The organism is Paraplanobispora siamensis (assembly GCF_016863175.1).
In the GTDB taxonomy this organism is placed as follows: domain Bacteria; phylum Actinomycetota; class Actinomycetes; order Streptosporangiales; family Streptosporangiaceae; genus Planobispora; species Planobispora siamensis.
Genome location: NZ_BOOJ01000029.1, coordinates 243,827 through 254,470, shown reverse-complemented (window position 1 = coordinate 254,470; position 10,644 = coordinate 243,827). Strand labels below are relative to the sequence as shown.

12 protein-coding genes are annotated in these 10,644 nt (G+C 70.5%); 7 read left to right on the top strand and 5 right to left on the bottom strand.

What is annotated here, in order from left to right; translation table 11 throughout:
- Window positions 1-225: 225 nt before the first annotated feature.
- Window positions 226-378: a replication initiator gene (locus tag Psi01_RS17485; RefSeq protein ID WP_204065074.1), complete on the top strand. Its 153-nt coding sequence runs from the start codon at window positions 226-228 to the stop codon at window positions 376-378.
- 252 nt (window positions 379-630) lie between these two features.
- Here the strand turns inward: Psi01_RS17485 and Psi01_RS17480 are convergent, their stop codons facing one another.
- Together Psi01_RS17480 and Psi01_RS17475 are read right to left on the bottom strand one after the other, a co-directional pair.
- Entirely contained in the window at window positions 631-1,005 is a 375-nt protein-coding gene (locus Psi01_RS17480; RefSeq protein ID WP_204065073.1) for a DUF6968 family protein, read from the bottom strand.
- A 489-nt stretch (window positions 1,006-1,494) separates the two neighbouring features.
- The gene (locus Psi01_RS17475) at window positions 1,495-1,644 is read right to left on the bottom strand and encodes a hypothetical protein (RefSeq protein WP_204065072.1); all 150 of its coding nucleotides are present in this window, start codon (window positions 1,642-1,644) and stop codon (window positions 1,495-1,497) included.
- Window positions 1,645-2,084: 440 nt separating this feature from the next.
- On the opposite strand from Psi01_RS17475, the gene Psi01_RS44125 reads away from it, so the two are divergent.
- The 6 genes from Psi01_RS44125 (at window position 2,085) to Psi01_RS17450 (ending at window position 6,252) form a co-directional block, all read left to right on the top strand.
- Entirely contained in the window at window positions 2,085-2,216 is a 132-nt protein-coding gene (locus Psi01_RS44125) for a trypco2 family protein (protein WP_275424533.1), read from the top strand.
- A gap of 320 nt (window positions 2,217-2,536) precedes the next feature.
- A complete protein-coding gene (locus Psi01_RS17470) occupies window positions 2,537-2,863 on the top strand; it encodes a hypothetical protein (protein WP_204065071.1) in 327 nt (108 codons plus the stop codon).
- A 235-nt stretch (window positions 2,864-3,098) separates the two neighbouring features.
- Window positions 3,099-3,524, top strand: a complete 426-nt coding sequence (locus Psi01_RS17465; protein ID WP_204065070.1) for a hypothetical protein — start codon at window positions 3,099-3,101, stop codon at window positions 3,522-3,524.
- A gap of 119 nt (window positions 3,525-3,643) precedes the next feature.
- On the top strand, window positions 3,644-4,381 hold the full coding sequence (locus Psi01_RS17460; protein ID WP_204065069.1) for an ATP-binding cassette domain-containing protein: 738 nt from the start codon (window positions 3,644-3,646) through the stop codon (window positions 4,379-4,381).
- Window positions 4,382-4,384: 3 nt separating this feature from the next.
- Window positions 4,385-5,641, top strand: coding sequence for a DUF7224 domain-containing protein (locus Psi01_RS17455; protein WP_204065068.1), 1,257 nt, complete (start codon window positions 4,385-4,387; stop codon window positions 5,639-5,641).
- On the top strand, window positions 5,638-6,252 hold the full coding sequence (locus Psi01_RS17450) for a hypothetical protein (protein ID WP_204065067.1): 615 nt from the start codon (window positions 5,638-5,640) through the stop codon (window positions 6,250-6,252). The genes Psi01_RS17455 and Psi01_RS17450 overlap by 4 nt, the downstream gene beginning before the upstream one ends.
- Here the strand turns inward: Psi01_RS17450 and Psi01_RS17445 are convergent.
- From Psi01_RS17445 to Psi01_RS17435, 3 genes are all read right to left on the bottom strand, one after another.
- Entirely contained in the window at window positions 6,243-6,908 is a 666-nt protein-coding gene (locus Psi01_RS17445; RefSeq protein ID WP_204065094.1) for a response regulator, read from the bottom strand. The genes Psi01_RS17450 and Psi01_RS17445 overlap by 10 nt on opposite strands.
- Window positions 6,905-8,095 (bottom strand): sensor histidine kinase, encoded by a 1,191-nt coding sequence (locus Psi01_RS17440; RefSeq protein WP_204065066.1) that lies wholly within the window; start codon window positions 8,093-8,095, stop codon window positions 6,905-6,907. Before Psi01_RS17440 ends, Psi01_RS17445 begins: the two co-directional genes overlap by 4 nt.
- Window positions 8,096-10,143: 2,048 nt before the next feature.
- Window positions 10,144-10,572 carry an STAS domain-containing protein gene (locus Psi01_RS17435; protein ID WP_204065065.1) on the bottom strand — a complete coding sequence of 143 codons (429 nt, stop codon included), beginning with the start codon at window positions 10,570-10,572 and terminating at the stop codon, window positions 10,144-10,146.
- Between the last annotated feature and the right edge of the window lie 72 nt (window positions 10,573-10,644).

The window sequence follows — 10,644 nt, the reverse complement described above, 5'->3', positions numbered from 1 at the left end:
CTGGAAGACATTTCTGAAAGTATCCGCAATTTCGTTACGAAACTTGCTGGATCCTGCAGGAATCTGTCACCGACACCCTGACCTATATATCCTTTTTATAGATGATTGTCCCCTTACGGCGTGCTCACTGCCCTCGCATTCCTCGGGGGAAGGGCGCAGGACAGCCCTTCTGCGACAGGGATTCCCATTGAGGATTTCAGGAACTTTCTATCGGAGGTTGCAGACGTGCTCCGCTACGCCAAGGCCGCCGAGTTCCAGACACGCGGCCTGGTGCACTTTCACACCCTGCTCCGGCTCGACGGCTGCGGCCCCGACGATCCGGAGGCGATCGTCCCCCGCCGGCCGCGACCACCTACGCGGACCTGGCCGACGCCCTGACCCATCCCGTGCACAGCACCTGGTTCGCCACCATCGAGCATCCGGCCCGGCCCGAGCCCGGAGGCAGGCCGCGGCCCCGGACGCCGACGCAGATTCGCCCGACTGAGAGCGACGGCGGTGATGTCGATCAGCCAGTGCGCCGAGGCCGGGCGCGGCAACGGCAACACCGGATCACCGATGGCAAAGCCGCGCCGGCGCCGGGGGTGAGGCGGATGTAGACGTCACGGGTGACGGCCGAGGCCACCGGCGCCGTTATACGGCCATCGGGCCCGGATCGGCTCCGCGCAGCTGGTCCGGGTCCACGGTGAGACCCAGGCCCGGCAGACCCAGCCAGTCCAGCCGAACCGGCGCGGTCCGCGCCCGCTCCTCCAGCTCCAGCCGCGCCCGGTACACGCTCAGCAGGAGCGCCTGCAGCGAGTCCACGCCGAACGCCACCCTGACAGTCTCCTCACCTTCCTCCCCCAGGCCCAGGATCTGATAGGGGCAGCACCAATCGCCGTGCTCGCTCAGCTCGTCGGGACGTGGCCGGCCGAACCTGACCGTCACCGGGGTCCGCGAGCCGTCCGCCGCCACGGCCTCGAGCTGCCGCTCGGCCACGACCTCACCGATCTCATTCCTCATGTCCATGCCCCTCAGTCTGCGGGCTGCCGGCCTGGTCATGGCGAACCGTTCACGGCTCGCGCCAGGCGAGACCTCCGGCGTGGGCAAATGCCGCGCCCGCTTTCGACGAGGGGTGCGGTTCGTGCGGTGGGCCGGCGAGCACTGGATCGAGCTGACCCGGCGGATACCGCCGCAGGAGATCCACCCGCGGCCGTCGGAGGCCCGTTGCCGTGTTCCGGCACGCGAGATGCACCTGATTGTGATGAGTGAGCCGAGCGCTACCGTCGATAAGGTGCCGTCCGCTGCCCATCCTTTCGCGACCGATGAGCCCGTTTCCCGCCAGACCGCCCAGCCGGCCGGGACCTCTTACGTGATCTGGTCGACCAGCCGGCTGTGCCGCGGATGCGCGGATCTGGAGCACGCCGTCGACCAGGTGCTGGGCCGCCACTGCCGGGTGGCCGCGCACGTAATGGCGTTCCTGCACATCAGCGGCGTCCGCTATGACGACTCCTGCGATCACCAGGCGGCGATGACGGCCGCCCCGGGCCCGGCCTGGCCGCAGGTGGGCCCCGGACCCGGCCCGGCGATGATCTGTTCGGCGAGGCGTTCGGCGGTGGGCCGGGTGCCGACCGCACGGCGGGCGTGCCCGGTCGGGCCGTGGACCATCTCGACCGGGTGTAGCTGTTCCGCAGTGATTGACTCGATCAGACGAGCGGCACGGCTGAGGCGCCGGTGCAGCGGGGTCGGCCGGCCACCGGCGCTTCAGCCGGAAAGGGCGCCGGCCCGATGAGCGCCTGCCGCGTGAGGGCCCGGCACTGCTGCGGCGACCGGGGGTGGCTGGCGCCCGGTCAGCCGCCGGAGCGGCGAAGCACTGCGACGTCGCGGCCGAATCCCACTGCCAGCTCGCCCTCCGGGCCCCGGGCCAGGGCGGTGGCACCCGGGGAACATGATTCCGGCGTGCGGCGTGCGGCGGTCGCGCGGGATCGTTCCACACCGGCACGGTGCGGTCCGCCACGGCCACCCTCCCGGGGTTGGGTTGCGGTCGAGGGGCGTTTCGCGGCCTACGATCGGTTCCTGGCTGATCCCCTGGTGTGCGGGAGGGGCGGATGGCGGAGCTCGGGCCACCCGAAACGATCGAACAGATCCGTCAAGAGCTGTGGAAGGCGATCACCGAGGGTGTTGACGCGGATATCCAGTTCCCCGCGGGAACCATGACGCTGGAGTTTCAGGCCGGGTGAAGAAGACCGGCGAGGGCAGCGGCAAGGTCCAAGGTCAAGGTGTGGGCGCTGGAAGCCGGTGCCGGCGGCACGATCGGGTGCAGAAGGTGACCGTCGTCCTGCAACCGCCCGTCGGCCCGCAGGGTAATCCGGTCAAGATGGCGCGCCACTCGTCCGCCGAGTCGGGTCAGCCAAGGGCTTAGCCGTGCTGGTGGCGATCCAGGACCGGTTCGTCGAGGTCATCGCCCAGGTAACCCGCAGCCGAGGGGACAGAGCCCGGTCGCAGTGGCAGGTCGCCTCGGGCTTCCTGATCGACGGCCGTCACGCGCTGACCTCGTTGCATGCCGTCGTCGCCGGCGACGTCGAGTCCGGCGTACCATCCCCTGGCCCGATGGCCCGAAGCGGAACTGGCCGACGCGAACAAGCCGCAGTTCGCGATCATCCGGACGGAGTACCACGCCGGCATGGGCTCGCAGTGGGGTGTGGCATTCGCCGGTGAGAGGCGGCTGACAGGCGATGAGGCGTCGATCAACGAGGCGCTCGCCGCACTCGGTGTGCAAGCGTCCGCTTCGGCGGACGAGTTCGACACGATCGGTCTGGGCGGGTTCCGGAGCAACCCCGAGTACCTCGACCGCTACGCAGACCTGTGCGATGAACTCGGTGTCTGACCGCCCGTTCCGATCGGCTGCGCTGAGCCGCCATCGGCCTCACCGAGGCATTACGGCCGATCGGCATTGAGACATGTACGCCTGACTACGTAGATCCGCTGAGTGTGAACCCCGCCGTCAGGCAGATGTGGGCAGATCCCTCCCCGTCGCAGTCTTGGACCGTGAATCGCTCCCGGAATCGACTCGGTGAACGCCGGGACCGAAACGGGGCTCCAGGAACGATGGAGGGAATTCAATGGCAGTTCCAACGAGACGCGTCCTCGTCAAGGGCGCGCTGGTCACGGCCGCGATCTGTGCGCTGGGTGTCTCCGGCGCCACGCTGGCCTCCGCGGAGGGGCAGTTCACCACCAACCTGCAGAACGTCGCCGCGGGTTTCGAGTCCCGTACCTGGAGGGACCTCAACAGCGACCACTGGAGGACGGCGGTGGAGCTGTCCCGGTGCTCGTCCAATTCGCCCCAGGCCGCGCCGCGGCTGGGCCTGTACCGGGAGCGTACCGGCCCGGACGCGCACTACGGCACCAAGGGCTACTCCGGCTGCAATTCGCGGACCGTCCGCGGCGACTGGGGGGACGTCCGCTCCGGTAAGTACCACTTCACCGTGAAGAACATGGGCGCGGACTTCTATCGGGTCTCGGCGCGTACGGTCCGGGTCTACTGGTAAAGACGGACGGCTCACGGCCGGCCGGAACCCGGTGACGCCCCGGGCCGGCCGGCCGTGACGCCGGTCTGTCACCACCCGGACCTGTGGCCTGCGTCCAACGAAACCCGGTCGAGGATCAGATGCCGATTTCATTTGAAGGATGCGGATTCGGGTATCACCGTGGTTCCCGTGTCTTCACCGATTTAGAGCTTTCCCTTCCCGAGGGCCGTACGGCGCTGCTCGGGCCGAACGGGTCGGGCAAGTCGACCCTGCTGTGCCTGGCCGCCTCGCTGCTGCACCCGCGCACCGGCCGGGTCCGCTATCGGGGCCTCGATCCCGCCCGCCGCCGGGACCGGGCACGCTACCGGGCCCTGGTGGGCTGGATGCCTCAGGGGATCCGGCCGCTGCCCGGACTGACCGTGCGCGAGCAGGTCGGCTATGCCGGCTGGCTCAAGGGGATGCCCAGGAGGACGGCCTGGCGCCGTTCGCTGGCGGCGCTGGAGACGGTGGAACTGGCCTCGCTGGCCGACAGGCGCTGCTCGGAGCTGTCGGGCGGTCAGCTCCGCCGGGTCGGACTGGCCCAGACCCTGGTGCACGAGGCCGAGGTGATTCTGCTGGACGAGCCCACGGCGGGACTGGATCCGGCCCAGCGCGAGCGATTCCACGAGATCATGGCGCAGGTCGGGGAGCGCAGCCACCTGATCGTGTCCACCCATGACGTCCAGGATCTGGCGGACGCCTACGGCTCGGTCGTGGTGCTCGATGAGGGACGGGTCGGTTACGCCGGACCGGTCGCGGGCCTGATGGCCCACGGCGGCGACACTCCCGCCGAGTCGATAGAGCACGCCTACCGGCGGCTCGTGGCGCAGGAGGTGTGAGCCGTGCCGCTGCACCGCTGGCTGCGCTCTTCCGCGGCCGTGGCCGCCTTCCCCTTCATGATCGCCTATCTGATCTTCGTCCTGGGCGGATCGGTGGAATTCCTGGAGGACAACTGGTTGTCGGCCACCGTGCTCGTCTCCTCGGCCGGAGTGCTGGCCATGGGCCCGGTCTGCGCGGCGGCGGGCGCCTGGGAGGGGGCGAGACTGGCGCGCGGCCGCATCGGCGGCGGTGTACCGGTACGGCCACCGGTGCTGGTCCTCGCCTGGTCGGCGTGGCCGATCCTGGGCGGCGCCGCGGCGGGCCTGCTGGGCGCCTTCCTCGTGCTCGCCGCCGCGATGGCGGATGTCCCCGGGACACCGGACCCGTCCGTGCTCGCGGTGGCGCTCCTGGTGATCCTGGCGTGGACCCTCGTCGGGTTCGCGGTGGGCCGGTATGCGCATCCGCTCCTCGGCGTCCCCCTGCTGCTGGTCGGCACCTGGCTGTGGCTGGCTTATCCGGCGGCTCTGGAGACCTTCTGGGTGCGCCACCTCACCGGCAACAATCTGGGCTTCTGCTGCGAGACGCACACCGTGTTCCATCCGGGAGCCCTGTACGCCCAGGCGATCGTCGCCACGGCCCTGGCGGGGGCGGCGATGCTGGCGTGGGCCCGCGGCGGGCGCACCCGGCGGGTGTGGGCGGGGATCGCCGCCCTGCCCCTGGCGGCCGCCGCCGTGGCCATCCCGCTGGTACGGGACATGGGACCGGAGGCGCAGGTCCCCCGTAGCGACGCCCTGGTGTGCGGCGAGCGGGAGGGCATCGAGGTGTGCCTGTGGCCGGAACGCGGGAAACGGCTGGACTTCGCGGCTCGCACCGTCGTGCCGGCCGCGCGGCGCCTGTCCGCCGGCAGCGGCCTGCCCCTGCCCGGGCGCATCACGGAGGGACCGGCTGACGGCGCCACCTCCTGGCGCTTCGCGGTGCCGCCGGGAGCGGACGGCGACGACGTCGTCTTCGGACTGGCCACGAGCCTACTGCCGGCCGAGCCGCCGGTGTGCGGACCGGGCTGGTCCGGAGCCGAGGCCTACCGCCCGCTGAGCGCCTGGCTGGCTCTGACGGCGGGCGCCGGTCACGACGTGGTGGGGCGCAGAACCGGACCGCAGGCCCTCGACGTCGCCCAGCGCACCCTGGCTCGACCGCCGACCGAGCAGATGCGCTGGTTCCGGCACAACCTGGTGGCCTTGAGCCGATGCGACACCGCGCCTCGGGAAGTGAGCGCGCTGTGAGGACCTGGCTTCGCGTGCACCGCGCCGCCGGAGCGTTTCTCGCGCTCGCCGTGGCGGCGGGGCTGGTGGCGGCGGTCGGTGAGGTCACCGTACCGGTCCCGAGCCTCGCCCAGGACGACCCGGCCGCCATCCCCCTGGGCTTGATCGTGCCGCTGGCGGCGAGCGCCGTGCTCGTGCGCGGCGCCTATGCGGGCCCGGCCGATCTGGAGGCGGTCGCGGTCCGCCCCGCCCGTGCCCACCGCACCTGCATGATCATCCTTGCGTGCGCGGCGGCGCTGCTGGCGGGGCTGGCCGCCGCCGAGGCGGTGCCGTACGGCATGGCGGCCGCCCGCAACCTCGTGGGGTTCACCGGGCTGGCCACGGTGGCCGCGATGTGGCGGCGGGATCTGGCGACCGCGGTCCCGGCCGCGTACATGATCGCCGCGATGCTTCTGGGCGCAGGCACCGGCCCCGGATCGTGGTGGGACTGGCCGGCCGTCACCTCTGCCCGCCCGCTGACCTGGGCCGTCCCCGTGGCGGCTTTGGCGTTCGGCCTGACCGGCCGGGAAGGCCGGCTCCCGGTGCCGTGGGGCCCGCGCCGGCCGGGCCCGCGGGTCCGGGCTCAGCCGTGATCGTAGCCGAACCGGACAAGGCCGTTCTCGTAGGCGAACACGACGGCCTGAACGCGGTCACGCAGGTTGAGCTTGGCCAGGATGCTGCTCACGTGGGTGCGGACGGTGCCCTCCGCCAGATACAGTCGCGCGGCGATCTCGGCGTTCGTCAGGCCGCTGGCGATTTCGGCGAGCACCTCGCGCTCGCGGGGACTGAGCAGGGCGGCCCGTTTGTCCGGAGTCTTGTCCGCATCGGGCAGCCGGGGCATGAAGTGGGAGATGAGCCGCCGTGTCGTGGACGGGGCGATGACGGCGTCCCCGCAGTGCACGACGCGGATCGCCTCGACCAGCGAGCGTGGTCCGGTGTCCTTCAGCAGGAAACCGCTGGCGCCCGCCTTGATCGAGGCGAAGACGTACTCGTCCAGGTCGAAGGTGGTGAGGATGAGCACCTTGGGCCCGCCCCGCGCGCAGATCCTGCGGGTCGCCTCGATCCCGTCCATGCCGGGCATCCGGACGTCCATGACCACGACGTCGGCCTCGACCTCCGCCAGCAGGTCGAGCGCCTCCTGGCCGTCCGAGGCCTCGCCGACGACCTCGATCGCGGGTTCCCGGCGCAGCACCAGCCGGAACCCGGTGCGCACCAGTTCCTGATCGTCGACCAGCAGGACGCGGATCACATCCACGGCAGGGTCGCCCTCACTCGGAATCCACGCTCGGGCAGGGGCCCGGCGTGCGCCGTGCCGCCGAACATCCCGGCGCGCTCCCGAACACCGACCAGCCCGTGCCCGGTTCCCGCAGCGCGGAGGGCTTCGGAGAGACCATGTCGTCTGCGGGCGCCGTCGTCGGTGACCTCGATATGCAGTCCGTCCTCGGCGTAACGGAGAAACACCTCAGCGTTGGCTTCCTTCCCTGCATGCCGGAGCGTGTTGGTGAGAGCCTCCTGCACGATCCGATAGGCGGCCAGGCCGAAGCTCGCCGGCACCTCGCGGATATCTCCTTCGACCCGTAACCGTACACGCAGCGGGAAGCGCTCAGCCAAGTCCCCTATCGCGCTGATACTCGGCTGCGACGTCACCGGAGCGTCCCGCAGGACCGCCAGCAGCAGCCTGAGCTCCCCCAAGGCGCCGCGCCCGCACGTGCCGATGGCCTCGATGGCCTTGTCCGCTTCGGCGGTGTCGCCGTCGAGCAGCGCGGCGCCGGCCCCGTCCGCCTGGATCACCATGGCACTGACGTTGTGCGCCACGATGTCGTGCAGCTCGCGCGCGATGCGCACCCGTTCCTCGGCCAGCACCAGCTGCGCCCGGCTCTCCTCGGCACGGGCGACGGCCTCCACGTCCGAGCGCCGCATCCGGCCCAGCCCCCAGGCGGCGGCGCACAGCAGGAAGGACACCGCGAAGAGATCTTCGGAAGGGGCGATCGCCGGGTACGGCGCGAGCCCCGCCTCCATCCAGGCGTGGACCCGAGCGGTCGTCAGCACGGTCGGCAGCAACGTACCCGCCAGGAAAAAAGCCGCACGTCGCGATGAACTCCACCGGCCCGCCGTGTAGAACATGAGCATCAAGGCGGTGGGGGTGCCCAGTTCCGCCCACGAGGCGTTCCACTCCTCCCAGATGTCCCATCGGCCGCCGAGCAGCCACAGCGTCCACACCAGGGCCAGGACCGTCATGGGGAACCTGCGTCGCCAGGCCAGGCTGGCGTAGGCCGCCAGGTCACCCCAGAACATGATCGGGACAGTCGCGGGATCGGTGATCGACCCGTCGTGGTACGGAACCTCGATCAGCAGGTATGCACAGGCGATCACGGCCAGTACGGCGTCCGCCACTTGATGATGTGTACTCCACCACAGCAAGAAGCGTCGAGCCATGGCTTGAACCTTACGATGCGATCTTCGCGTTTCGCGCTCCCATCTGCGTGAAGGCTCCATGAAGGTCGATAACGGGGATTAAGACACCTTCCAAGAGAAGCTGTCGCACCCGCCAGCTACGGTGAACGTCATCTCCACCGTTTGGCCTGAAGGGCTGTGCCGTGACCAGACAGCGCACCCCGGTCGAGCAAGACGCGTTCCAAGCATGGGCCTATGCCCGCAACTGCCTGCTGTACGAGAACGACCCTGGCCCCGCCGAGCTCAACGTGGGGACCGCTCAGGAACCACACTTCGTCTCCCCTTCCCTGGCCTGGCAGCGGGGATACGCCATGAACGTTCTGGTGGAATGCGACGGCGACTATGCCCGGCTGCTGGCTGCGGCCGGCGAATGCCAGGCTGAAGCGGCCCGCCGCGCCTCGGTGAGCCCGCACCGCGCACGCGGGTGGGCGCGCGCGGTGGACCTGTGTAACCTGGCGGCCGCTATTGCCGAGCTGGCCGCGTGCGCCGATCAGGTGGCTTGGGCGCCGGATCGTGATCTGTGGCATGAGCTGATTTACCGGCCCAGCGGCCGGCGGTTGTATCGCCGCTACCGCGCCCGGCGATTCCGGCCGCCCGATGACGCGCCGTGGACCGACACCCCTGGTGGAAAACCGTCGATGCCCCGTACGCGGCCCGCATACAGCTGCGCACGGCAGCAAAGGGCTGAGCGTGGCCATCCGCGCCACATCGCCGGTGTCAACGGGTCATTGACGTCAGGGACCGGGCTGGTCATCCGGCCGCACCGTCATCGGTGTGATCTTCAACCAGGTACACCACGGTTGGCTTGTTCACTTGGCCCATGGGTCGACGGTAGCGGCGATCGAGAGCAATCCATGATCGAATGCAACTTCTCTCCAGGGCCTCCCCGGGCCGTACCCGCCCACCCGGCACACACTGAAAGGGTGAGCACTGATCCGGCGCCAGTGGAGGTCGAACGGGCCCGGGCGCTGACTGCGCAGATCCGCGAGGCAATCGCCCCGGTGCGGCATGCCGGGGTGGTGCTGGCCGACCGGATGCGCCGCGCCCACGAGGGCGATGATGATCCCGCTGGTGTGCTCATGCAATTGCACACTCAGCCGCGGGCAGTCTCCAGCAGGAGGGTGCATGAAAAGGCCCCTGGCGCATGCGGCACGGCCGTGGCCGGCCCGCCTATCTGCGCCAGAGCTTGTGGCCCCGGCGCACCTGGGTCAAGAGGGGTGCGCGGGCGATCGCCATGCTCTGCCACCGACGCATCCGGCCAGGGGGCAGCGGGGTCGGCTGGCCGCCGGTGAGCCATCCTGAAAAGGGCGCCGGCCCGATGACCGCCTGCCGCGTGAGTGCCGACATCGGCCGGCACTCCGTCGCGGCAGCGGCAGGCCCGCCGGCCAGGCGGCGCCACCGCAGGGCAACCTTCCCGGCCTGCAGACCCCTTCCCGATTTCACCCACCGTGGTGCGATGAATACGGATAGAACCGGTGTGCGATGGTGCCTCCTCTGAAGGGAGAGTGCACCGGCCGGCCGGGCCTGCAAGGGGGGCAGGGTCAGCAACGGCGAGGATCGCCGACTCCTTGCAGGTATCGGCTGCGCATTCGAGCACGAGCCTTGATGGCTGAGCCGGCCTTCGCGCGTGGCAGCGACCTTGGCGCCGAGATGACCGCTTTACTGGTGGGCGAGCTCGCCGCAGGGGGTATGGGTGAGGGCCGACAAGAACGGCACTGCTGCGGCGGACCCGCTGATGGCGCGCGATGCCTCCCCCGGATCACCACGCGCCTCCCATCATGCAGCTACGGGTATCGGTTTTGCTACCCTCCGTTGAATCATGGTGGCGAGGACGACAGATCTTCCTCCTCCTCGGGCCGTGCCCCGATAACCGGCTGCGGCTGTGGGGTAGAGCAGCGGCCAGGGTGCAGGGACGACGCGCACACAGGTGATCGCCTCCGCGTCCGGGGCCCGCGGGTGCCGCCTCCACCTGCGGGCGGCACCTCATCCGACGCTCGCGGGCCCTTGCCGGCACCCCGGCCGAAAAGGCGTCAGCGCGGGCTGGGCCGGTGGCGCTCGGCCTGGGCAGCAGTGCGCAGGGCATGGCGCGGCGCCCGGCCGCTGCGGCCGGCGGGGGCGGCGAAGTCGGTGCGCAGGTGGCTGGCGGCCAGCATCCGGCCGGCCACCCCGTCCAGCCCGTCGATGTGCAGCGCGATACCGGCGCGCTCGACACGGGTGAGCGCGGCCAGCACCGCACCCAGCCCGGCGCCGTCGCAGCCGGTCAGTGCGCGGAGATCCAGCACCAGGCGGCGCGGGCCCAGCACGCCTGCGGCCTGCACCGCATCCAGGCAGTGCGCCAATGCGGGCGCGTTGGTGGCATCGAGTACACCGTGCACGCACACGGTGAGCACCTCATCGGTGGTCTGGACGGTGATGATCTCATCTGGGGAGGGCGGCGGGTCGGCAGGGGTCGCAGGCATGGCGGTCCTAGGGACGCGGGTTCAGGGCGGGTGGAGTTCTCTCCTGCCACCGGGCGGCGCCGGCTAACCCGA